Here is a 21,964-nt window from a genome sequence, read left to right as displayed (position 1 = left end):
ATCCCCATTGCCTGGGCGAAAGCGGCAGAAAAGCGGCAGCCGGCGGAAGCCAGTTGCCGCTTTTCTGGCATTGCCGCTTTGCCGATGCCCGCAAAGCCCCAGTTTATGGGCTTTTCCAAAGTGGCACGGCGCTTGCTAAGTCCATCGTACGTACATTCTGGTCACCCAAAGGTTTCCGACATGAGCATCAGCTTCGATAAAGCGCTCGGTATCCACGAACAGGCCCTGAGCTTCCGCGCCCAGCGTGCCGAAGTCCTGGCCAACAACATCGCCAACGCCGACACCCCGAACTACAAGGCTCGGGACCTGGACTTCTCCAAAGTGCTCGCCGAGCAGAACGAGAAGACCAAGAACGGCAGCTTCGCCCTGAACATGACCAACAGCCGGCATATCGAAGCCGAAGGCCTGGGCAATGGCGACGAATCGCTGATGTATCGCACGCCGATGCAGCCTTCGATCGACCAGAACACCGTGGACGCTCAACTGGAACAGTCCAACTACGCGGAAAACTCCGTGAACTTCCAGGCCAGCTTCACCCTGCTCAACAGCAAGTTCAAAGGGCTGGTATCGGCCCTGCGCGGAGAGTAAGCCATGTCGATTGCTAGCGTATTCAACATTGCCGGCAGTGCCATGAGTGCCCAGACCACTCGCCTGAACACCGTCGCCAGTAACATCGCCAACGCCGAGACCGTTTCGTCGAGCATCGACCAGACCTACCGCGCCCGCCACCCGGTATTCGCCACCATGTTCCAGGGCGGCCAGTCCGGCGGCAGCGACTCGCTGTTCCAGGAGCAGGACGCGGCCGGGCAGGGCGTACAGGTGCTTGGCGTAGTCGAAGACCAGAGCAACCTCGAAGCACGTTATGAGCCGAACCATCCGGCCGCTGATGCCAAGGGTTATGTCTACTACCCGAACGTCAACGTTGTCGAAGAAATGGCCGACATGATTTCCGCCAGTCGTTCGTTCCAGACCAACGCCGAAATGATGAACACCGCCAAAACCATGATGCAGAAGGTCCTGACCCTCGGTCAGTGATAAGGGGCGATTCACATGAGCGTTACCAACACTACCAGCGGCTTGAGCCTGAACGAGATCCTGGCCAATTCCTCGGTCAAGACCAACACCACCACCGATGCCCTCGGCGCGGCGACCGGTGCGGCGACCGGCAAGAAGGAATTGGGCAAGGATGCGTTCCTGCAGTTGCTCGTGACCCAGCTGAAAAACCAGAACCCGCTGGAGCCACAGGATAACGGCGAGTTCGTTGCCCAACTGGCGCAGTTCAGCAGCCTGGAAGGCATCACCACCCTTAACGACACCGTGAGCGGTATCGCCGGCAACTACAACTCGTCCCAGGCCCTGCAAGCCTCGTCGCTGGTCGGTCGCTCGGTCATCGCTCCGGGCGACAAAGCCGTGGTCGATACCTCCAAGAGCCTCAACGGCACGGTGGTGGTACCGGCATCGGTGTCCTCCGTCGCGGTCAAGATCGTGGACAAGGACGGCAAGACCGTTCGCACCATCGACTTGGGCAGCCAGAACGCCGGCAACTCCGCGTTCATCTGGGATGGCAAGAACGATGCGGGCACGGTCGTTGAATCGGGCACTTACACCTTCGCGGCCTCGACCACCATCGACGGCAAGGCCACGTCGCTGATCACCAACCTGCCGGCCACGGTCAGCAGCGTGACGATCAGCCAGACGGGCGGTGAGCTGATGCTCAACCTGGCCGGGCTGGGCAGCATTGCCCTGTCCAAAGTACAAACTATTGGTATGTAGAGCCGACTAACCGGCAAAAGGAGTCAACATGTCTTTCAACATCGGCCTTAGCGGTCTCTATGCAGCCAACAAACAGCTGGACGTGACCGGCAACAACATCGCCAACGTGGCGACCACCGGTTTCAAATCGTCCCGCGCGGAATTCGAAGACGTCTACTCGGCCACCAAATTGGGTTCGGGTAGCAAGACCGTCGGCAACGGCGTACGCCTGGCCAACGTTTCCCAGCAGTTCGGCCAGGGTGATGTGAACAACACCGGCAACGTGCTGGACATGGGCATCCAGGGCCAGGGCTTCTTTGTCCTGAGCAACGACGGTTCCCTGAGCTACACCCGTGCCGGTACCTTCAAGACCGACAAGGAAGGCTTCATCACCAACAGCGACGGCACGTCGCGCCTGCAGGGCTATGGCGTGGATGCCAACGGCAAGATCCAGAACGGTATCCTGACCGACCTGCGCATCGACACCTCGAACCTGCCGCCGACTGCCACCAGCCTGGTTTCGTCGACGATCAACCTGAACTCGACGGCGACGCCGATCACTGCGGCGTTCAATCCGGCTGACACGGCCACGTTCACCAAGCAGTTCACTACCCCGGTCTATGACACCCAGGGCAACCAGCACTCCATGGACCAGTACATGGTCAAGACTGCCGGCAACACTTGGAATGTCTATACCTTGATCGATGGTCGTAACCTGAACGGCAGCTTGCCGACCACGACGGGTGCGACTGCGCCGGTTCCTTCGACCATGAACTTCGATTCGAGCGGCAAGTTGACCACGGTCACCACTCCGCCAGCGACGGTCAATAGCGATCTGGTACTGACCGGTTGGGTTCCCGGCACTGTGACCAACGGCGTATGGACCGCCAACGGCGCCGCCAGTGCGCCGACCATCACGATTTCCATGGGCAACACCACCCAATTCAACGCTGACACCGCCCGGTCGATCCCAACCCAGAACGGCTACGCCACTGGCCAGATCACCAACCTGACCATCGACGGCAGCGGTGTATTGCTGGCCAACTTCAGCAACAACCAGACCAAGCCGATCGGCCAGCTCGCCCTCGCCAGCTTCACCAACGAGCAAGGCCTGCAGCCAATAGGCGGCACCAGCTGGAAGGAAACTTTTGCCTCGGGTATCCCAGGCTACGATGCTCCACAAACCGGCACCCTGGGTTCGATCGTCTCCAACTCCCTGGAAGAGTCCAACGTCAACCTGACCAACGAACTGGTCGAGCTGATCAAGGCCCAGAGCAACTACCAGGCGAACGCCAAGACCATTTCCACCCAGAGCACCATCATGCAGACCATCATTCAGATGGCCTGATATCGATGGTTGTTTGAAGGCTGCACAAGGAGCCCCTCGAAAGAGGGGCTTTTTTGTGGGCGGCTATTTTTGTGGTGCCTGTGCCGGCCTCATCGTCGGATCGCCGCCCGGAGCAAGCTCGCTCCCACAGGGTTATGTGTACGCATTCCAATGTGGGAGCGAGCTTGCTCGCGATGGGGTCGGGACAGGCGCCAACTTTTCTCCAGGCAAAAGAAAACCCCCGATAAACCAGCGGTCTATCGGGGGCTTCTTTGAGTAGGCGCCTTTACGCGCCCACTCGCTCAGCTTATTGGCAAGCTTCGCAATCCGGCTCGTCGATCGCGCAGGCCTTTGGCACTGGCGCAGGGCCTGCTGGAGCAGCCAGGACCGAATCGTCACCGTGGTTGCCGCCGCTGGAAACAGCGTTCAGCTTGCCGGTGTTGATGGTCGACTTCTCGGTGCTGGTGGCGGCCAGGGCACGAAGGTAGTAAGTGGTTTTCAGGCCACGGTACCAAGCCATGCGGTAGGTCACGTCCAGCTTCTTGCCCGACGCGCCGGCGATGTACAGGTTCAGCGATTGAGCCTGGTCGATCCACTTCTGGCGACGGCTGGCGGCGTCGACGATCCACTTGGTGTCCACTTCGAACGCAGTGGCGTAGAGCTCTTTGAGCTCTTGCGGGATACGCTCGATCTGCTGCACCGAACCGTCGTAGTACTTCAGGTCGTTGATCATGACCGAGTCCCACAGGCCACGGGCCTTGAGGTCGCGAACCAGGTACGGGTTGATCACGGTGAACTCGCCCGACAGGTTCGATTTCACATACAGGTTCTGGTAGGTCGGTTCGATCGACTGCGACACGCCAGTGATGTTGGCGATGGTGGCGGTCGGTGCGATGGCCATGATGTTGGAGTTACGGATGCCTTTCTGCACACGGGCGCGAACCGGTGCCCAGTCCAGGGATTCGTTCAGGTCAACGTCGATGTACTTCTGGCCGCGCTGGGCGATCAGGATCTGTTGCGAGTCCAGCGGCAGGATGCCCTGGGACCACAGCGAACCCTGGAACGTCTCGTAGGCGCCACGCTCGTCGGCCAGGTCGCAGGAAGCCTGGATCGCGTAGTAGCTGACCGCTTCCATGGACTTGTCGGCGAACTCGACCGCGGCATCGGAACCGTACGGGATGTGCTGCAGGTACAGCGCGTCCTGGAAGCCCATGATGCCCAGTCCGACCGGACGGTGCTTGAAGTTGGAGTTCTTCGCCTGTGGCACCGAGTAGTAGTTGATGTCGATCACGTTGTCGAGCATGCGCACGGCGGTGTTCACGGTGCGTTGCAGCTTGGCGGTGTCCAGCTTGCCGTCGACGATGTGGTTCGGCAGGTTGATCGAGCCCAGGTTGCAGACCGCGATCTCATCCTTGTTGGTGTTCAGGGTGATCTCGGTGCACAGGTTCGAGCTGTGGACCACGCCCACGTGCTGCTGCGGGCTGCGCAGGTTGCACGGGTCCTTGAAGGTCAGCCATGGGTGGCCGGTTTCGAACAGCATCGACAGCATCTTGCGCCACAGGTCTTTGGCCTGGACGACTTTGAACAGCTTGATCTTGTTGTACTCGGTCAGGGCTTCGTAGTACTCGTAGCGCTCTTCGAAAGCCTTGCCGGTCAGGTCGTGCAGGTCCGGCACTTCGGATGGCGAGAACAGGGTCCACTTGCCGTCATCGAAGACACGCTTCATGAACAGGTCAGGGATCCAGTTGGCGGTGTTCATGTCGTGGGTACGACGACGGTCATCACCGGTGTTCTTGCGCAGCTCGATGAACTCTTCGATGTCCATGTGCCAGGTTTCCAGGTAGGCACAGACCGCGCCCTTGCGCTTGCCGCCCTGGTTGACCGCGACCGCGGTGTCGTTGACCACTTTGAGGAACGGCACGACGCCCTGGGATTTGCCGTTGGTGCCCTTGATGTACGAGCCCAATGCGCGAACCGGGGTCCAGTCGTTGCCCAGGCCACCGGCGAATTTCGACAGCATGGCGTTGTCGTGGATGGCGCCGTAGATGCCCGACAGGTCATCCGGAACGGTGGTCAGGTAGCAGCTCGACAGCTGTGGACGCAGGGTGCCGGCGTTGAACAGGGTCGGGGTCGAGGCCATGTAGTCGAAGGACGACAACAGGTTGTAGAACTCGATCGCACGGTCTTCGCGTTGCTTCTCTTCGATCGCCAGGCCCATGGCCACGCGCATGAAGAAGATCTGCGGCAGTTCGAAACGCACGCCATCCTTGTGGATGAAGTAACGGTCGTACAGGGTTTGCAGGCCCAGGTAGGTGAACTGCTGGTCGCGCTCGTGGTTGATCGCCTTGCCGAGTTTTTCCAGGTCGAATTCGGCCAGGACCGGGTTCAGCAATTCGAACTCGATACCCTTGGCAACATAAGCTGGCAACGCCTTGGCGTACAGGTCGACCATTTCGTGGTGGGTCGCGCTCTCGGCGACTTCCAGGAAGCTCAGGCCTTCGGCACGCAGGGTGTCCATCAGCAGGCGGGCGGTCACGAAGGAGTAGTTCGGCTCGCGCTCCACCAGGGTCCGCGCAGTCATCACCAGGGCCGTGTTGACGTCCTTGAGTGCAACGCCGTCATAGAGGTTCTTCAGGGTTTCGCGCTGGATCAGGTCGCCATCGACTTCTTCCAGGCCTTCGCAGGCCTCGGTGACGATGGTGTTCAGGCGGCCCATGTCCAGCGGCGCCAGGCTGCCGTCGGCGCGGGCGATGCGGATCGATGGGTGGGCCTGGACCGGAGCGTCGGCCGGGGTGCGGATAGCACGTTCCTTGGCGCGGGAGTCACGGTAGATCACGTAGTCGCGGGCCACTTTCTGCTCGCCGGCACGCATCAGGGCCAGTTCGACCTGGTCCTGGATTTCTTCGATGTGGATGGTGCCGCCCGAGGGCATGCGACGCTTGAAGGTCGCGGTGACTTGTTCGGTCAGGCGGGCCACGGTGTCGTGGATTCGCGACGAAGCGGCAGCGGTGCCGCCTTCAACTGCGAGAAACGCTTTGGTGATGGCGACGGTAATCTTGTCATCGGTGTAAGGAACGACAGTGCCGTTACGCTTGATCACGCGCAGTTGGCCCGGCGCGGTGGCGGACAGATCCGGGTTCGAATCGGCGGCCAGCGGCGCGGTGCCCTGCGGGTTCTCGCGAGTTGTGTCGGTGTGCATGGGTGTCTCCACGTTCTCTATGTTTGTTTGGGCACCATCACGGTGCCCACCGTTCCGTCCTGAAGCACTACAACCGACTGGCGCCGGGCATAACAACTTCGGGACAGTAGGAAGCAGGCGTTTAATACCGCTTCCATCCGAAGTTCTCAGGTTGCGAGCGGGGCTCGAAACCGGGTTGCCGGGGTGGCAGCAATTGACTGCAACACCCGTACCGTTTCGGTCGTTTTCGACCTGGAAACAGTTGCCATCCGCAGGGGCGGTCTGGGCTTGGGGAAATGCACTGTTTCAGTTGGACAGAAGCAAGAAAAGCGCTTGAATTCTCTGTCCGACTTGTGTTTGGTTTTTGGCCTGAAACCCTACATGTAGGGTTTTTTGCGCGGCGGGCTACAAGATAATGCGTTTTTGGGGGGTATGCAACGTACTACCTGTGGATAAGCCTGTGCGTAATTTGTGTGCGAAACGTGGAACGGCTCTGTAGGCCGCGACCTAGCTGGAGTGGACCTTTTTTCATCGGTTTCGACGATCTGAAAACAGCCCGGTGATTTTTGCGGGCGCGGACATTACCACATAAAACCCAGCCGATCGAAACGCATTTGTCCGCTTGTTTTCTACGCAGGTGACGTTTATACAATCGGCCCGTGCATGGGGGTGTTTATCCTCCTTTAACATGACAAAAAGACGGGAGTGACGCAGGACCATAACCTGTGGGAGCGAGCTTGCTCGCGATAGCGTAGGGTCAGCCGTACCAAGGGTGCCTGACACACCGCCATCGCGAGCAAGCTCGCTCCCACAGGGTTCGCGCCTTGTCAGTGATATTGGCAACACGCCTTCCTTATTTAGCTAATCAGCCAAAAGGTCCCCCAGTGGAACAAGAAGCCTGGCAGGTATTGATCGTCGAGGATGACCAGCGTCTGGCCGAGCTGACCCGGGAGTACCTCGAAAGCAACGGGTTGCGTGTCGCCATCGAAGGCGACGGCGCGGTGGCGGCGGCGCGGATCATTGCCGAGCAGCCGGACCTGGTGGTCCTGGACCTGATGCTGCCCGGCGAAGACGGCCTGAGCATCTGTCGCAAGGTGCGCGGGCATTATGACGGGCCGATCCTGATGCTCACCGCCCGCACCGACGACACCGATCAGATCCAGGGCCTGGACCTGGGCGCCGATGACTACGTCTGCAAGCCGGTTCGCCCGCGATTGCTCCTGGCGCGTATCCAGGCCTTGCTGCGGCGCAGCGAACCGGAGCCGAGCGCCGCGCAGAAGCCGCGACGCCTGCAATTCGGCCCGCTGGTGGTCGACGACGCCCTGCGCGAAGCCTGGTTGCAGGGCGACGGTATCGAGCTGACCAGCGCCGAATTCGACCTGCTGTGGCTGCTGGTGTCCAATGCCGGGCGCATCCTGTCCCGGGAAGAAATCTTTACCGCCCTGCGCGGCATTGGTTATGACGGCCAGGACCGTTCCATCGACGTGCGCATTTCACGCATCCGCCCCAAGATCGGCGACGACCCGGACCATCCACGGTTGATCAAGACCATTCGCAGCAAAGGTTACCTGTTCGTTCCTGAAGCCTGCGTAGACCTGGCACCGTGAATTCGATCTTCCTGCGTATTTATGGCGGCATGTGTGCGGCACTGGTGCTGGTGGCGGTCCTCGGTGTACTGGCCTTGCACCTGCTCAACCAGACCCGCAGTGAGCAATACCGCGAGCGCCTGGCCCACGGCACGTTTTCGTTGATGGCCGACAACCTGCGGCCGATGAACGACACCGAGCGGCGGCGGGCGTTGCTGGTGTGGGAGCGCCTGCTGGGCATTCCCCTGGCGTTGCAGACCTTTGCCCAGACCGACCTCGACCTCGGCCAGCGCACCCGCGTACTGCGTGGCCAGGCGTTGGTCGAACAGACCGGGCCGCATGCGGCGAAAGTCTATCGGCTGGTCAGCGATGGCGAGCAACTGATGTTGGTGGGGGAAGTCCAGCAAATCAGCGAACAACTGGCCCGCGCAACCATTTACCTGTTGGCTGATGAGCTGGTGCGTTATCCGGTGGCCGAACAACCCAGACGGCTGGCGCAACTGGCGCAGGAAAAAGGCTTTGGTTTCGACCTGCGACTCATGACCGCCGAGCAGGCGGACATGGACGAAGACCAGCGCCGTCGTGTGTCCGAGGGCGATACGGTGATGGCGTTGGGCAAGGGCGGCGATTCCATCCGGGTCTTCGCCGGCATGGTCGGCACGCCGTGGGTGCTGGAGATCGGGCCGCTGTACCAGATGAACCCTTATCCGCCGCAATGGCTGGTGCTGATCGCGGCGCTGGGCTTGAGCCTGATCGGCTTGATCGTCTACCTGTTGGTGCGCCAATTGGAGCGGCGCTTGCGTGGCCTGGAGTCGGCCGCCACGCAGATCGCCCAGGGCAGCCTGGAAACCCGGGTGCCGGCCCGAGGCGCCGACTCGGTCGGGCGACTGGCCGCGGCGTTCAATGGCATGGCCGAGCACCTGCAGCAACTGTTGGCGATCCAGCGTGAGCTGGTGCGGGCGGTGTCCCACGAATTGCGTACCCCGGTGGCGCGCCTGCGCTTCGGCCTGGAAATGCTCGGCAGCGCCACCACGCCCCAGGCCCGGGACAAATACCTGGCGGGCATGGATCACGACATCGAAGACCTGGATCGGCTGGTGGACGAAATGCTCACCTATGCGCGGCTGGAGCAGGGTTCACCGGCCCTGAATTTCCAGCGGGTGGATCTGGATGCGCTGGTCAATCAAGTGATCGATGAGCTGGGACCATTGCGGACCGGGATCACGGTCGAGCGCGGTCTATGCCTGTCGGCCGCCGATTGCGACGGCGCCTGGGTCGAGGCCGAGCCACGCTTTCTGCATCGTGCCCTGCAGAACCTGGTGGGCAATGCCATGCGCCACGCCAGCTCCCGGGTCACCGTCAGCTACCAGGTGGGCCAGCTGCGCTGCCGGGTGGATGTGGAAGACGACGGGCCCGGTGTGCCGGAAGCGGCATGGGAGCGGATCTTCAAGCCCTTCCTGCGCCTGGACGACAGCCGCGCCCGGGCGTCGGGCGGCCATGGGCTGGGGCTGTCGATCGTGCGGCGGATCATCCACTGGCATGACGGCCGGGCGCTGATCGGCAAGAGCAAGAGCCTGGGCGGGGCGTGCTTCAGCTTGAGTTGGCCGAGGCATCAGGACAGGTCTTGATAGGTGGGGGGCCTGTACTGGCCTCATCGCGAGCAAGCTCGCTCCCACATGGGCATGCGTTCAACCTGTGGGAGCGAGCTTGCTCGCGATGAGGCCCTCGAAAACACCCAAGATCTCAGGCCCTGATCCCCACCAGGCTCAATAGCTGCCCATCCTTCACTCCAAACTGCGCCTGCAACTCACTGCCATGGCGCCACTCGGTCGACAGGTCCGTCAGCAGGCGCAGGCGCACTTGTCCGTCGCGTGTCCAATCCAGCACCTCGGCATGCTCGAAATAAAAGCGCTGCCTGACGATGGGGTACAGAGCCTTGAACAGGCTTTCCTTCACGGAAAAGGTCAGGGTCACCAGCAAGGCCCGGTCATCGCGGGCGAGCTTGGTCATGCGTTGCAGCTCTGGCGGGGTGAGGATTTCACCGGCCAGGCGTTCGGCGCGTTCGGGGTCGAGGAGGTTTTCCACGTCCATGCCCAGCCCTTGCCAGTGATCTTTTTTCGCGACGATGGCCGCTGCCCGACCCGTGCTGTGGGTGATCGAACCGCTGACATGGGCCGGCCACACCGGGGCGCGGTCTTCGCCGATGGCCGGCACGCAGGTCAGGCCGTCGAGCCGCTGCAACGCCGCCCGGGCGCAGATCCGCCCGGCCAGGAATTCTGCCTGGCGCTTGGCGACCGAGCGCTGGATGCTCGCCGGGGGCTCGATGGCACTGCTTGAGAAGTCGGCGCCCACCAGCAACAACGGGTCGAAGCGCGTGCTCAGCAGCACCGTATCGGGCAGGGCATCGGGCAATAGCCAGTGCTCGTCCAGGGGCGAGCAGCAGGCGGGTAGGGTAGGGAGTGTGTTCATGCCGGGCATTTTGCCGGGTTGGCCTGAGGCTGGGTAGTGGGGGGCATGTGTATGGAGCAGGGGCCGGCTCTTGTGGCGAGGGAGCTTGCTGTGGGAGCAAGGCTTGCCCGCGACGAAGGCGATGTGGTCCTCCATAAAACGAGTTGCCTGGGTCGCGAGCAAGCTTTGCTCCCACAATTCCCTCGCCACAAGGGGATGTATTAGAAGATTTTCTTGAAGAACTTCTGCATATCCGCCCATGACTTCTCATCGGCTTCCTTGTTGTAGCCAATGTCCGGCCCGCCATGTTCGCCGTGGCTCAAACGGTCGGCATCGGGGTTGCTGAAGCCGTGCTTGGCGCCTTTGAGGCTGACGAATTTATAGTCGGCGCCGGCCTTGTCCATCTCGCTCTTGAACGCGGTGACGTTGTCCTGGGTGACCATGCTGTCCAGGGCGCCATGCTCGACCAGCATCTTGGCCTTGACGCTGCCAGGCGTTGCCGGGGTGTTGGTCACCAGCGCACCGTGGAAACTCACCACGCCGGCCAGCGGCACACCCTGGCGTGCGGCATCGAGCACCACCTTGCCGCCGAAGCAGTAGCCGATGGCGGCAAGTTTGTCCGGATCGGTCTGGGGTTGTTTCTTCAGCAGGTCGAGACCGGCCTGGAAGCGGGCACTGGCCGCCGCGCCGTCCTTGAGCGCCGCCTGCATGAAGGCCATGGCGTCGTTGGGGTGCTCGGTGTTCTTGCCGTCGCCGTACATGTCGATGGCCAGGGCGCTATAGCCCAGGCCCGCGAGGTCACGGGCACGGCGCTTGGCGTAGTCGTTCAACCCCCACCATTCATGCACCACCACCACGCCCGGGCGCGGGCCTTTGACGGCGTCGTCATACGCGTAATAGCCGATCAGCTTGGTGCCGTCGGCACTGGTGTAGGGGAGCTCCTGGGTCTGGATGGCGGCGTGGCTCACGCCGCTAATGGCCAGAAGTACAACAGCAAGCAGCCTGCGCATGATGGATCTCCTTAAAAAGTGCTGGGACAGGACACTCTAGTCGATTCATTCAGCGCAGGTTCAGAGAACGTTCAAGGGGTGTTCAGGGATCGCTGGTTAAGGTGACGGCGACTTCACAATTCACCCACGTTGCAAAGGAACTTGATCATGACTGCCATGAAAAAACTGCTGCTGGCTTTCACCGTGCTGGGCGCCAGTGCCCTGGCCCACGCCGATGACAACTTCGCCAGCCTGACCCTCGGCCAGACCAGCGACAAGGTGAAGAAATCCAACGCCTTGGACAACGCCCTGAACAACCCGAACGCCGACGGCGTCATCGGCAAGGACACCACGTATGGCCTGCGACTGGGCAAGCAAAACGACCAGGGCCGCTACTACGCCACCTACGACAACGTCTCGGGCACCCACAACGGCATCAAGCTGCGCCAGGAAAACCTGCTGGGCAGCTACGATGTGTTCTATCCGGTCACCAGCAGCACCAAGCTGTTCGGTGGCGGCACGGCGGGCCTGACCAAGCTGACCCAGGATTCTCCCGGCTTCAGCCGCGACAGCGACATCGGCTACGCCGTGGGCTTGCAGGGCGGCGTGCTGCAACAAATTTCGCAAAACACCTCGGTTGAACTGGGTTACCGTTACCTGCGCAGCAACGCCAGCACCGAGATGAGCCCGCACGGTGGCGACAAGGTTGGCTCGCTGGACCTGACCAGCAGCGCCCAGACGTACCTGTCCGCCAACTACACGTTCTAAGCGGTCGATGGTGAGCGTATCCAGCCGGATCGGTCGAAGACGATCCGGCGCCTTTCGTTGAAGTGCGCCGCACTGGATTGTTTGATTTGCCTGGGGAGAGGCTCCATGAAATTACTGGTCGTCGAAGACGAAGCGCTGTTGCGTCACCACCTGCAAACCCGTCTCACCGACAGCGGCCATGTGGTGCAGGCCGTGGCCAATGCCGAAGAGGCCTTGTACCAGATCCGGGAATTCAACCATGACCTGGCGGTGATCGACCTGGGCCTGCCGGGCATCAGCGGGCTGGAGCTGATCCGTCGGCTGCGCTCGCAGGACAAGACGTTTCCGATCCTGATCCTCACCGCCCGCGGCAACTGGCAGGACAAGGTCGAAGGCCTGGCCGCCGGTGCCGATGACTACGTGGTCAAGCCGTTTCAGTTCGAAGAGCTGGAGGCCCGGCTGAATGCCCTGTTGCGCCGCTCCAGTGGTTTTACCCAATCGACCATCGTCGCCGGTCCGTTGCTGCTCGACCTCAATCGCAAGCAGGCGTCCCTCGATGAGGAGCCGCTGGCGTTGACAGCCTACGAATACCGCATCCTCGAATACCTCATGCGCCATCACCAGCAGGTGGTGGCCAAGGACCGCTTGATGGAGCAGCTTTACCCCGATGACGACGAGCGTGATCCCAATGTCATCGAAGTGCTGGTCGGGCGCCTGCGTCGTAAGCTGGAAGCGCCGGCTGGCTTCAAGCCGATCGATACCGTGCGCGGCCTGGGCTACCTGTTCAACGAGCGCTGCCAGTGATTCGTTCGCTTCGCCTGCGGTTGATGCTGGCCGCCATGACCCTGGCGGTGCTGTTCATGCTGGCCTTGTTGCCGGCCATGCAGGGCGCGTTCAGCCTGGCGTTGCAGGAATCCATCGAGCAACGCCTGGCCTCGGACGTGACCACGCTGATTTCCGCCGCCCGAGTGGAAAACAACCGCTTGAAGATGCCGGCGCAATTGCCCGATGAGCGTTTCAACCTCGCCGATGCCCGCCTGCTGGGCTACATCTATGATCGCGAGGGGCGATTGGTCTGGCGGTCGAAGGCCACCCAGGAAGAAAACATCAACTACACGCCGCGCTATGACGGCCAGGGCAACCAGTTCGCGCGCATTCGCGAAAACGACGGCCAGGAGTTTTTTGTCTATGACGTCGAGATCAAGTTGCTCGGCGGTCAGAGCGCGGCGTTCAGCATCGTCACGCTGCAACCGGTGCGCGACTACGAAGTGACCCTGCAGGGGCTGCGGGACAATCTCTACCTGGGCTTTGGCGCGGCCTTGTTGGTGTTGCTGGCGCTGTTGTGGATCGGCCTGACCTGGGGCCTTCGGGCGCTGCGGCGCTTGAGCCAGGAACTGGACGAAATCGAAAGCGGGGCCCGGGAAAGCCTCAGTACCGAACATCCCCGGGAACTGTTGCGCCTGACCGGCTCCCTCAACCGGCTGCTGTACAGCGAGCGGGAACAACGCAGCCGTTATCGCGATTCCCTCGATGACCTGGCCCACAGCCTGAAGACCCCGTTGGCGGTGTTGCAGGGCGTCAGCGAGGACATGGCCCGGCGCCCCGAGGACCGTGGACAGGCTTGGGTGCTGCAATCCCAGATCGAGCGCATGAGCCAGCAGATCGGCTACCAGTTGCAGCGCGCCAGCCTGCGCAAAAGCGGGCTGGTGCGTCATCAGGTGCGCTTGCGCCCAGTGCTGCAAAGCTTGTGTGACACCCTGGACAAGGTCTATCGCGACAAACGGGTCAATGTCAGTTTCGATCTGCCGGAGCACTGCCAGGTGCCGATCGAACAGGGCGCCTTGCTGGAGATGCTCGGCAACCTGCTGGAAAACGCCTATCGGCTGTGCCTGGGCGAGGTGCGCGTCAGCGTGCACCAGACCCTCGGCGGTACGGAGTTGAGTGTCGAGGACGACGGGCCGGGGGTGCCACCGGATCAACGTGCGCGGATTCTCCAGCGGGGCGAGCGACTGGATCGCCAGCATCCGGGGCAGGGGATCGGGCTGGCCGTGGTGAAAGACATCATCGAGAGCTACGGCGCCAAGTTGACCCTGGGGGATTCAGAGTTGGGCGGGGCGGCGTTCAGGATTCATTTTCCGGTGGTTTGACTGGAGTGTTTTCGGTGTGTGTGCGGGCCTCATCGCGAGCAAGCTCGCTCCCACAGGGGATTTGTGAGCGCCGAAAATCCGGTGTGGGAGCGAGCTTGCTCGCGATGAGGCCAGTCAGCACACCACAAAAAACCACTCAAGAAATCAGTTCTCCAACTCCCTGTAAGCCCCCGGCGTCAGCCCCGTCCACTTCTTGAACGCCCGGTGAAACGCCGATGGCTCTGAGAACCCCAACTGCTCGGCAATCTGCTGCAACGACAAGTCCGCCCGCCCCAGATGGTAGATGGCGATATCCCGCCGCAGCTGATCCTTGAGTTCCTGGAAGCTGGTGCCTTCCTCACGCAAATGCCGGCGCAAGGTCTGCGGGCTGATGTGCAGATGGCCGGCGACGGTGTCCAGGTCGGGCCAGCGGGCGGTGTCGCGGCTGAGCAGGCGGCGCAGTTGGCTGCTCAGGCTGTGGCCATCGTCCGGGCGCGACAGCAGGTCGGCGGGGGAGCGTTCGAGGAAATGCTTGAGGGTGCGTTCGTCCTGCAGCAGTGGCATATCCAGGTAACGGCTGTGGAACAACAGGCTGCTGCTGCGCGCTTCGAACACCAGCGGACAGGGAAACAGTAAGTCGTATTCGGCACCGTGGGTGGGTTTGGTGTAGCCGAAGGTCGCCTGTTCCAGGCCGATCCGCTGGCCGATCAGCCAACTGGCTAGGCGATGCCAGACTACCAGCAAGCTTTCAGTCAGGAAGTGATCCGGGTCCCACAGCGTCGAATCGTCCAGCACCAGCCGCACTCGCTCGCCTTCGGCTTCCAGGGTCAGGCTCGGCGCGTCGGGGAACAGGCTGTAGAACAGCAAGCCGCGTTGAAGGGCCTTGCCCAGGGTCCGACAGTGGATCAACGCGTGACACATCATGGCAAACGTCCCGGGTTTACTCGCAGCCCTGCCGAACCCCAGGTATTCGTCCCCCAATGCCAGCCACAGCGCCTGCAACAGGCGCGCGAACTGCTCGGGTGCAATCCGTGCGCGCGGCTCATCCAACAGCTCTGGGCTGATGCCCAGCTGTTGCAGCAAAGGCAAATAGTCGAAGCCTTGCCGACGCGCGCCGCCCAGGGCTGCGCGGGCGAAATGGCTGGCGATCGTGCGTTGGCGCATGGCTGAAGTCCGTCCGTTGAGCGGGCGATGGTAGCAGGGGAGGGAGGCTGAACAAGGCGGATATCCGCCAAATCCCGGAACAGTAAACGGCCTGTAGGCGGAAATCCGCCACCTTATACACCTCGTTTAATCCATGTGAAATCCGCTAACCCGTCTGCTATACCGGATGTAGGGGGTTTCGCAAAAATGGCACGCGCTTTGCGATGGGTTACGTAGGTCTGCCGCGTGCAGCCGAAAAAAACAAATCCCTCCAGCGCAGGAGGGTTCGCAATTGAGGTGCCGTGGACGACAGGTGGATGTCGTCAAACGGGACTCTTGAGGAAGGTTTGCCATGACGACTCGTCAGCCACTGTACAAATCCCTGTATTTCCAGGTGATCGTAGCCATTGCCATCGGCATTTTGCTCGGCCACTTCTACCCTCAGACCGGTGTTGCCCTCAAGCCATTCGGCGACGGGTTCATCAAACTGATCAAAATGGTCATCGCCCCCATCATCTTCTGTACCGTTGTCAGCGGCATCGCCGGCATGCAGAACATGAAGTCGGTGGGCAAGACCGGCGGCTACGCGCTGCTGTACTTCGAAATCGTTTCCACCATCGCCCTGCTGATCGGGCTGGTCGTGGTCAACGTCGTGCAACCGGGCGCCGGCATGCACATCGATGTGTCGACCCTGGACACCAGCAAGATCGCCGGTTTCATCTCGGCCGGTAAAGACCAGAGCATCATTGCCTTCATCCTCAACGTGATCCCGAACACCATCGTCGGCGCGTTCGCCAACGGCGACATCCTGCAAGTGCTGATGTTCTCGGTGATCTTCGGTTTTGCCCTGCATCGCCTGGGTGCCTACGGCAAGCCAGTGCTGGACTTCATCGATCGCTTCGCCCACGTGATGTTCATCATCATCAACATGATCATGAAGCTGGCTCCGCTGGGTGCGTTCGGTGCCATGGCGTTCACCATTGGCGCCTACGGTGTCGGTTCGCTGGTGCAACTGGGCCAGCTGATGATCTGCTTCTACATCACCTGCGTGGTGTTCGTGCTGGTAGTACTGGGCGCCATCTGCCGCGCCCACGGCTTCAGCGTCGTCAAGCTGATTCGCTACATCCGTGAAGAGCTGCTGATCGTGCTGGGCACTTCCTCGTCGGAATCGGCCCTGCCACGCTTGCTGATCAAGATGGAGCGCCTGGGTGCCAAGAAGTCGGTCGTAGGCCTGGTCATCCCGACTGGCTACTCGTTCAACCTCGACGGTACTTCGATCTACCTGACCATGGCTGCGGTGTTCATCGCCCAGGCCACCGACACCCCGATGGACATTACTCACCAGATCACCCTGTTGCTGGTGCTGTTGCTGTCGTCCAAAGGTGCTGCTGGCGTGACCGGTAGCGGCTTCATCGTACTGGCCGCCACCCTGTCGGCCGTGGGCACCTTGCCGGTGGCCGGCTTGGCACTGATCCTGGGTATCGACCGCTTCATGTCCGAAGCCCGCGCCCTGACCAACCTGGTGGGCAATGCCGTCGCCACGATCGTGGTTGCCAAGTGGGTCAAGGAACTGAACGTAGATCAACTGCACACCGAGCTGGCTTCCGGTGGTCGCGGTATCTCCGACGTTCGTGAAGATGACGAGCAGATCGCGTCGGCGCAGATTGCAGCGGCTGAGTCCTCTGCTCCAGGCGCTGTGAAGTAATCTTCAGGCTGCAATGAAAAGCCCGCTTCGGCGGGTTTTTTCATGGGCCGGAGTTCTCGGGGTGAGAGTGCTTTTGCGTCGAGGGGATGTATCCCACACTCTGTGGGAGCAAGGCTTGCCCGCGATGCAGGCGATGCGGTCTTTCAGAAGTCGAGGCGTCTGTTTCGCGAGCAAGCTTTGCTCCCACAGCCCTGCGTCGCCACAAAGGGATCTGCGCCAGCCATGAGCGCAATGGTCATCTCCTGTGACAGCTGCGGTAATTGCCCCATCACCAACCCCTGCCTAGTCTTCAACCATCACCCTCTCGGAGATCGCCCATGCAAGGCCCACTGGCATCGCTAAAGGTTCTGGACTTCTCGACCCTGTTGCCCGGCCCGTTCGCCTCGCTGTTGCTGGCGGACATGGGGGCCGAGGTGTTGCGCATCGAGTCGCCGACCCGCCAGGACCTGCTGCGGGTGCTGCCGCCCCACGATCAGGGCACCTCGGCCAGCCACGCCTACCTCAACCGCAACAAACGCAGCCTGGCCCTGGACCTCAAGCAACCGGAAGCGTTGGCGGTGGTCACGCAATTGCTGAAGGACTACGACATCCTGCTGGAACAGTTCCGCCCCGGCGTGATGGAGCGACTGGGCCTGGGGTACGAGGCCTTGAAGGCGATCAATCCGCGGCTGATCTATGTGTCGATCACCGGCTACGGCCAGACCGGGCCCTACAAGGACCGCGCCGGTCACGACATCAATTACCTGGCCCTGGCGGGGCTGGCCAGCCACACCGGCCGCGCCGACAGCGGTCCGTTGCCGCTGGGGATCCAGGCGGCGGACATCGCCGGTGGTTCGTTGCACGGGGTGATCGGGTTGTTGGCGGCGGTCATCGCCCGCCATCAAACCGGTCAGGGGCAGCATCTTGACGTGAGCATGACTGACTGTGTGTTCAGCCTCAACGCCATGGCCGGTGCCGGTTACCTGGCCTGCGGTGTCGAGCCGGGTTGGGAAAAGCAGATGCTCAACGGCGGCAGCTTCTATGACTATTACCGCACCCGCGATGGTCGCTGGATGTCGGTGGGTAGCCTGGAGCCGGTGTTCATGCAGGCGCTGTGCGAGGCCTTGGGGCGGCCGGAACTGGCGGCCCAGGGGTTGTCGCCCAAGCCTGAACAACAACACGCCCTTAAGCAGGCGCTGCAAGGCGAGTTTGAAAAACACGATTTTGCCGAGCTGTGCAGCCTGTTTGCCGGGATCGATGCCTGCGTCGAGCCGGTCCTGAGCCTGGAGGAAGCTGTTCGGCATCCGCAGTTACAGGCTCGGGAGCTGGTGACACAGGTGCCCCGCGGCGATGGTTCGAGCCAGGCGCAGATGGCTTGCCCGTTGAGATTTTCCGAAGGGTTGCCCGAGCCTCGGTATATTGGCGCGGAGTTGGGGGCGCATACGGATCAGGTGTTGGGGGAGTTGGGGTTTAGTGCGCAGCGGATCGCTCAATTGCGGGATGCCAAGGTGATTTTGTAGTGCCCTTTAGGGCCTCATCGCGAGCAAGCTCGCTCCCACAGGGGATTTGTGAACGCCGAAGATCCAGTGTGGGAGCGAGCTTGCTCGCGATGAGGCCAGCCCAGACACCACAAAGCCTGACTACTCGACCCGGGTTTCTCCACTGAACACCAAGGTATTGCGGCAGCTCCGGCACAAATACCGCCGCCCCTGGCGCACCAGGCTGTGGCGCTGGGCCGAGAACGGGAAGTCGCTGCCGTCGCAGGGGCATTTGTAGATGTAGCGGGTCACGCTGCGGCGTTTGATTTCGTAGGTGTGGCAGCGGTTGGGCGGTAGTTCGTACACCCCGCGCATGATCAGTTGCCATTCTTCGCCATGGGGCTGGATGCGTTCGCCAAACAGTTGATGGGCGATCAGGTGCGCGACTTCATGGGCGACGGTCTGCTTGAGGAAGTCTTCGGCGTTTTCCCGGTACAACTGTGGATTGAAGCGCAGCAGATTTTCATGCAAGTGCGCAACACCAGCCTTCTGGCCACGCAACTTGAAGCTGACCACTGGGCGTTTGAAAGGACGTTTGAAAAAGGATTCGGCTTGTTGGTAACACTCTTCGACGCGGGTATTGAGTTGCTCGAGCATGCTTTACGGGTCTCCAGAAGCCCGAGTATGCCGCAAGCGTCGGTCGTTGCGAATCGTCCAGGCGCCCAGTGGTCGTTTCGAGCGGCTCAAACACAGGAAGGCCGCCTTGCGGCGGCCTGTGTCGGCAGATCCTGCTTTCTTATTGGAGGGTACTATCGGGATCGTTTCAATCCTTCAATTGGTATAGACCGGGCCGACGCCGAGCCCCCAGACAATCACCGTGAACGCCATGATGGCGACCAGCACCACCAGGCCGACGGCGAGCACCGAACTGGAAAACAGAAAACCTTCGTCCTGGGGAATGTTCATGAACGTCGGCAAGCCCACATACAGCAGGTAGACCGTGTAGCAGATTGCCGCCGTGCCGACAATCATCCCCAGCCACATGTGCGGGTAGAGCGCCGCCAGGCCGCCGATGAACAAAGGTGTCGCGGTGTAGGTGGCGAACGCGACGCAACGGGCCAGGCTCGGGTTGGCGTCATAGGTGCGGGCCATCCAGTGGATGAAGGCGCCCATCACTGCCACACCGCCCAACATGGCCAGGTACGACATGACGGTCATCCACAGCGCACTTTCCTGGGTAAGCATGACCGGTGCACGATTGCCAATGACCCATCCCACCTGCGTGGTGCCGATGAACGCCGATATCGCGGGAATGGCCGCCAGGATCAGCGTGTGGGTGAGGTACATGTGGCTGATGCTTTCCTCCTGATCGCCACGGATTTCTTTCCATTCTTGATCAGGGTGGGTAAAGAGCCCCACGACATGATGGATCATAGTCAGTCACTCCTTTGTTATTGCCATCGCCCCCCAACGGAGCGCCTACGGGCCAAATGGCCGGGTAAGTGAAGGTCTGTAAGTGTGTGCGACCTTATGTCGCAGTATAGAAAGGAGTCACCCCGAGGGGGATGGGGGGCTTAGAGCAAATCGCGCTGTTGGCCGTGGTGCTAATCGCCGATGGGTCTGTACACAACCCTTGGCAAAGAAATTCACCTTGTAGCGAGGCGATTGTGGGAGCAAGGCTTGCCCGCGATGGAAGCGATGCGGTCTTTCAGAAACCGAGGCGTCTGTTTCGCGAGCAAGCTTTGCTCCACAAACCCTGACCACAACAGTGGTGCATCAACTCTTCGCCGAAAGCCGGTTTTTGCGTAAAATGCCGGCCCTTCGTCACACCTCACGGATTTCGCGTCATGGGCACTCTTACGGTCAACCAGAACAAACTGCAAAAGCGCCTGCGCCGCCTGGCCGGTGAGGCGGTCGCCGATTTCAACATGATTGAGGACGGCGACAAGGTCATGGTCTGCCTGTCCGGCGGCAAGGACAGCTACACCTTGCTCGATGTGCTGATGCATCTGCAGAAGGTTGCGCCGATCAAGTTCGACATCGTCGCGGTAAACATGGACCAGAAGCAGCCCGGGTTCCCCGAGCATGTGCTGCCGGCTTACCTTGAGTCGCTGGGCGTGGAATATCACATCGTCGAGAAAGACACCTATTCGGTGGTCAAGGAACTGATTCCCGAAGGCAAGACCACCTGTTCGCTGTGCTCACGCCTGCGGCGCGGAACGCTCTACACCTTCGCCGACGAGATCGGCGCAACCAAGATGGCCCTGGGGCACCATCGCGACGACATTGTCGAGACCTTTTTCCTGAACATGTTCTACAACGGCTCGCTCAAGGCCATGCCGCCCAAGCTGCGCGCCGATGATGGGCGCAACGTGGTGATCCGCCCGCTGGCCTATTGCAGTGAGAAAGACATCCAGGCCTATTCGGATTTCAAGCAATTCCCGATCATCCCCTGCAACCTGTGCGGCTCCCAGGAAAACCTGCAACGCCAGGTGGTCAAGGAGATGCTCCAGGAGTGGGAGCGCAAGACGCCGGGCCGTACCGAGAGTATTTTCCGCGGCTTGCAGAACGTCATTCCGTCGCAACTGGCGGATCGCAACCTGTTCGACTTCACTAACCTGCGCATCGACGAAAACGCCACGCCGCGGTTCGTCAATGTGGTGAATCTCTGACTCTACCGATAGTTATTACGGCGCTTTCAAGCGCCGTTTTCATTTTTAACCCCCAGGAGAGGGCATGCGCGATTACAAGTGGCTGCACGAGTACTGTCTGAACCGCTTCGGTTCGGCGGCTGAACTGGAAGCCCGTCTGCCGGTGCCCAATACCCCGGCGCAACTGCGCAAGATCAGCGACGACCGCTACCTCTCGACCATGGCGCTGCGGGTCTTTCGCGCCGGGCTCAAGCACAGCCTGGTGGACGCCAAGTGGCCGGCGTTCGAGGAAGTATTTTTCAAGTTCGACCCGGAAAAAGTCGTGCTGATGGGGGCTGAGCATCTGGAGCGATTGATGCAGGATACGCGGATCATCCGCCACCTGGGCAAGCTCAAGAGCGTGCCGCGCAACGCGCAGATGATATTGGACGTGGCCCACGAAAAGGGCAGCTTCGGCGCGCTGGTCGCCGACTGGCCGGTGACTGACATCGTCGGCCTGTGGACCTACCTGAAAAAGCACGGCCATCAACTGGGCGGCCAGTCGGCACCGCGCTTCTTGCGAATGATGGGCAAGGACACCTTCTCGCCCAGTTATGACGTCGTGGCGGCGCTCAATGCCCAGGACATCATCGACAAAGTCCCCACCAGTCAGCGAGACCTGGCGACGGTGCAGAATGCCTTCAACCAGTGGCATGAACAGAGTGGCGGGCGGCCGATGTCGCAGATTTCGATGATGCTGGCTTTCACCGTCAATCATTGAGACCGCGCCGCGCCCATCGCGAGCAGGCTCGCTCCCACACTGGATCTTTGGCGTTCCAAAACCCTGTGGGAGCGAGCTTGCTCGCGATAGCGGCG

The 21,964-nt window shown here is 61.2% G+C and carries 19 protein-coding genes; 13 read left to right on the top strand and 6 right to left on the bottom strand.

Annotation, left to right across the window (positions count from 1 at the left end; translation table 11 throughout):
• The first annotated feature begins 180 nt into the window (after positions 1-180).
• Genes flgB through flgE form a run of 4 tightly spaced genes read left to right on the top strand, consistent with a single transcriptional unit; the run spans position 181 to position 3,100 of the window.
• Positions 181-588 (top strand): flagellar basal body rod protein FlgB, encoded by a 408-nt coding sequence (flgB, locus tag QMK47_RS22040; protein WP_214509552.1) that lies wholly within the window; start codon positions 181-183, stop codon positions 586-588.
• 3 nt (positions 589-591) lie between these two features.
• Positions 592-1,035 carry a flagellar basal body rod protein FlgC gene (flgC, locus tag QMK47_RS22035; RefSeq protein WP_003204730.1) on the top strand — a complete coding sequence of 148 codons (444 nt, stop codon included), beginning with the start codon at positions 592-594 and terminating at the stop codon, positions 1,033-1,035.
• Positions 1,036-1,050: 15 nt separating this feature from the next.
• Positions 1,051-1,773 carry a flagellar hook assembly protein FlgD gene (gene flgD, locus QMK47_RS22030; protein ID WP_214509553.1) on the top strand — a complete coding sequence of 241 codons (723 nt, stop codon included), beginning with the start codon at positions 1,051-1,053 and terminating at the stop codon, positions 1,771-1,773.
• 28 nt (positions 1,774-1,801) lie between these two features.
• A complete protein-coding gene (gene flgE / locus QMK47_RS22025; protein ID WP_253477302.1) occupies positions 1,802-3,100 on the top strand; it encodes a flagellar hook protein FlgE in 1,299 nt (432 codons plus the stop codon).
• 286 nt (positions 3,101-3,386) lie between these two features.
• Here the strand turns inward: flgE and QMK47_RS22020 are convergent, their stop codons facing one another.
• The gene (locus tag QMK47_RS22020) at positions 3,387-6,278 is read right to left on the bottom strand and encodes a ribonucleoside-diphosphate reductase subunit alpha (protein WP_018610285.1); all 2,892 of its coding nucleotides are present in this window, start codon (positions 6,276-6,278) and stop codon (positions 3,387-3,389) included.
• Between the two features lie 863 nt (positions 6,279-7,141).
• Between QMK47_RS22020 and QMK47_RS22015 the strand changes: the two genes are divergently transcribed.
• The gene (locus QMK47_RS22015) at positions 7,142-7,864 is read left to right on the top strand and encodes a response regulator (protein WP_253477285.1); all 723 of its coding nucleotides are present in this window, start codon (positions 7,142-7,144) and stop codon (positions 7,862-7,864) included.
• On the top strand, positions 7,861-9,471 hold the full coding sequence (locus tag QMK47_RS22010; RefSeq protein WP_320389327.1) for an ATP-binding protein: 1,611 nt from the start codon (positions 7,861-7,863) through the stop codon (positions 9,469-9,471). Before QMK47_RS22015 ends, QMK47_RS22010 begins: the two co-directional genes overlap by 4 nt.
• Positions 9,472-9,586: 115 nt before the next feature.
• Here QMK47_RS22010 and QMK47_RS22005 read toward each other — a convergent pair whose 3' ends face one another.
• Together QMK47_RS22005 and QMK47_RS22000 are read right to left on the bottom strand one after the other, a co-directional pair.
• Positions 9,587-10,312, bottom strand: a complete 726-nt coding sequence (locus tag QMK47_RS22005; protein ID WP_253477279.1) for a 4'-phosphopantetheinyl transferase family protein — start codon at positions 10,310-10,312, stop codon at positions 9,587-9,589.
• A gap of 200 nt (positions 10,313-10,512) precedes the next feature.
• A complete protein-coding gene (locus QMK47_RS22000) occupies positions 10,513-11,301 on the bottom strand; it encodes a dienelactone hydrolase family protein (protein ID WP_253477276.1) in 789 nt (262 codons plus the stop codon).
• Between the two features lie 147 nt (positions 11,302-11,448).
• Here QMK47_RS22000 and QMK47_RS21995 point away from each other — a divergent pair, with 147 nt between their 5' ends.
• The 3 genes from QMK47_RS21995 (at position 11,449) to QMK47_RS21985 (ending at position 14,174) form a co-directional block, all read left to right on the top strand.
• Positions 11,449-12,048, top strand: coding sequence for a porin family protein (locus QMK47_RS21995; protein ID WP_253477273.1), 600 nt, complete (start codon positions 11,449-11,451; stop codon positions 12,046-12,048).
• 105 nt (positions 12,049-12,153) lie between these two features.
• On the top strand, positions 12,154-12,831 hold the full coding sequence (locus QMK47_RS21990) for a response regulator (protein ID WP_214509560.1): 678 nt from the start codon (positions 12,154-12,156) through the stop codon (positions 12,829-12,831).
• Positions 12,828-14,174, top strand: a complete 1,347-nt coding sequence (locus tag QMK47_RS21985) for an ATP-binding protein (RefSeq protein ID WP_253477270.1) — start codon at positions 12,828-12,830, stop codon at positions 14,172-14,174. The genes QMK47_RS21990 and QMK47_RS21985 overlap by 4 nt, the downstream gene beginning before the upstream one ends.
• 144 nt (positions 14,175-14,318) lie before the next feature.
• On the opposite strand, the gene QMK47_RS21980 is transcribed toward QMK47_RS21985, so the two are convergent.
• Positions 14,319-15,317 (bottom strand): AraC family transcriptional regulator, encoded by a 999-nt coding sequence (locus tag QMK47_RS21980; RefSeq protein ID WP_214509562.1) that lies wholly within the window; start codon positions 15,315-15,317, stop codon positions 14,319-14,321.
• Between the two features lie 331 nt (positions 15,318-15,648).
• On the opposite strand from QMK47_RS21980, the gene QMK47_RS21975 reads away from it, so the two are divergent.
• On the top strand, positions 15,649-17,001 hold the full coding sequence (locus QMK47_RS21975; protein ID WP_214509563.1) for a dicarboxylate/amino acid:cation symporter: 1,353 nt from the start codon (positions 15,649-15,651) through the stop codon (positions 16,999-17,001).
• A 317-nt stretch (positions 17,002-17,318) separates the two neighbouring features.
• A complete protein-coding gene (locus tag QMK47_RS21970) occupies positions 17,319-18,500 on the top strand; it encodes a CaiB/BaiF CoA transferase family protein (RefSeq protein ID WP_253477267.1) in 1,182 nt (393 codons plus the stop codon).
• Between the two features lie 120 nt (positions 18,501-18,620).
• Here the strand turns inward: QMK47_RS21970 and QMK47_RS21965 are convergent, their stop codons facing one another.
• Complete coding sequence (locus tag QMK47_RS21965; RefSeq protein ID WP_003204703.1) at positions 18,621-19,115, bottom strand: SprT family zinc-dependent metalloprotease; 495 nt, start codon at positions 19,113-19,115, stop codon at positions 18,621-18,623.
• A gap of 174 nt (positions 19,116-19,289) precedes the next feature.
• Positions 19,290-19,892 (bottom strand): Yip1 family protein, encoded by a 603-nt coding sequence (locus QMK47_RS21960; RefSeq protein ID WP_214509565.1) that lies wholly within the window; start codon positions 19,890-19,892, stop codon positions 19,290-19,292.
• Between the two features lie 413 nt (positions 19,893-20,305).
• Here QMK47_RS21960 and ttcA point away from each other — a divergent pair, with 413 nt between their 5' ends.
• Positions 20,306-21,130, top strand: a complete 825-nt coding sequence (gene ttcA, locus QMK47_RS21955; protein ID WP_063324743.1) for a tRNA 2-thiocytidine(32) synthetase TtcA — start codon at positions 20,306-20,308, stop codon at positions 21,128-21,130.
• A 64-nt stretch (positions 21,131-21,194) separates the two neighbouring features.
• Complete coding sequence (locus tag QMK47_RS21950) at positions 21,195-21,869, top strand: DNA-3-methyladenine glycosylase I (RefSeq protein WP_214509566.1); 675 nt, start codon at positions 21,195-21,197, stop codon at positions 21,867-21,869.
• Positions 21,870-21,964 lie beyond the last annotated feature (95 nt).

This window comes from Pseudomonas sp. P9_35 (assembly GCF_034008205.1).
GTDB lineage: Bacteria > Pseudomonadota > Gammaproteobacteria > Pseudomonadales > Pseudomonadaceae > Aquipseudomonas > Aquipseudomonas kilonensis.
The sequence above is the reverse complement of the archived record's forward strand: the minus strand, read 5'-3'. Positions and strand labels throughout refer to the sequence as shown.

What these genes read in the sequence shown, in the direction of transcription:
- flgB (WP_214509552.1), top strand. Translation starts at nt 181, where the DNA reads ATGAGCATCAGCTTCGATAAAGCGCTCGGTATCCACGAACAGGCCCTG.
- flgC (WP_003204730.1), top strand. Translation starts at nt 592, where the DNA reads ATGTCGATTGCTAGCGTATTCAACATTGCCGGCAGTGCCATGAGTGCC.
- flgD (WP_214509553.1), top strand. Translation starts at nt 1,051, where the DNA reads ATGAGCGTTACCAACACTACCAGCGGCTTGAGCCTGAACGAGATCCTG.
- flgE (WP_253477302.1), top strand. Translation starts at nt 1,802, where the DNA reads ATGTCTTTCAACATCGGCCTTAGCGGTCTCTATGCAGCCAACAAACAG.
- QMK47_RS22020 (WP_018610285.1), bottom strand. Translation starts at nt 6,278, where the DNA reads ATGCACACCGACACAACTCGCGAGAACCCGCAGGGCACCGCGCCGCTG.
- QMK47_RS22005 (WP_253477279.1), bottom strand. Translation starts at nt 10,312, where the DNA reads ATGAACACACTCCCTACCCTACCCGCCTGCTGCTCGCCCCTGGACGAG.
- QMK47_RS22000 (WP_253477276.1), bottom strand. Translation starts at nt 11,301, where the DNA reads ATGCGCAGGCTGCTTGCTGTTGTACTTCTGGCCATTAGCGGCGTGAGC.
- QMK47_RS21995 (WP_253477273.1), top strand. Translation starts at nt 11,449, where the DNA reads ATGACTGCCATGAAAAAACTGCTGCTGGCTTTCACCGTGCTGGGCGCC.
- QMK47_RS21990 (WP_214509560.1), top strand. Translation starts at nt 12,154, where the DNA reads ATGAAATTACTGGTCGTCGAAGACGAAGCGCTGTTGCGTCACCACCTG.
- QMK47_RS21980 (WP_214509562.1), bottom strand. Translation starts at nt 15,317, where the DNA reads ATGCGCCAACGCACGATCGCCAGCCATTTCGCCCGCGCAGCCCTGGGC.
- QMK47_RS21975 (WP_214509563.1), top strand. Translation starts at nt 15,649, where the DNA reads ATGACGACTCGTCAGCCACTGTACAAATCCCTGTATTTCCAGGTGATC.
- QMK47_RS21970 (WP_253477267.1), top strand. Translation starts at nt 17,319, where the DNA reads ATGCAAGGCCCACTGGCATCGCTAAAGGTTCTGGACTTCTCGACCCTG.
- QMK47_RS21965 (WP_003204703.1), bottom strand. Translation starts at nt 19,115, where the DNA reads ATGCTCGAGCAACTCAATACCCGCGTCGAAGAGTGTTACCAACAAGCC.
- QMK47_RS21960 (WP_214509565.1), bottom strand. Translation starts at nt 19,892, where the DNA reads ATGATCCATCATGTCGTGGGGCTCTTTACCCACCCTGATCAAGAATGG.
- ttcA (WP_063324743.1), top strand. Translation starts at nt 20,306, where the DNA reads ATGGGCACTCTTACGGTCAACCAGAACAAACTGCAAAAGCGCCTGCGC.
- QMK47_RS21950 (WP_214509566.1), top strand. Translation starts at nt 21,195, where the DNA reads ATGCGCGATTACAAGTGGCTGCACGAGTACTGTCTGAACCGCTTCGGT.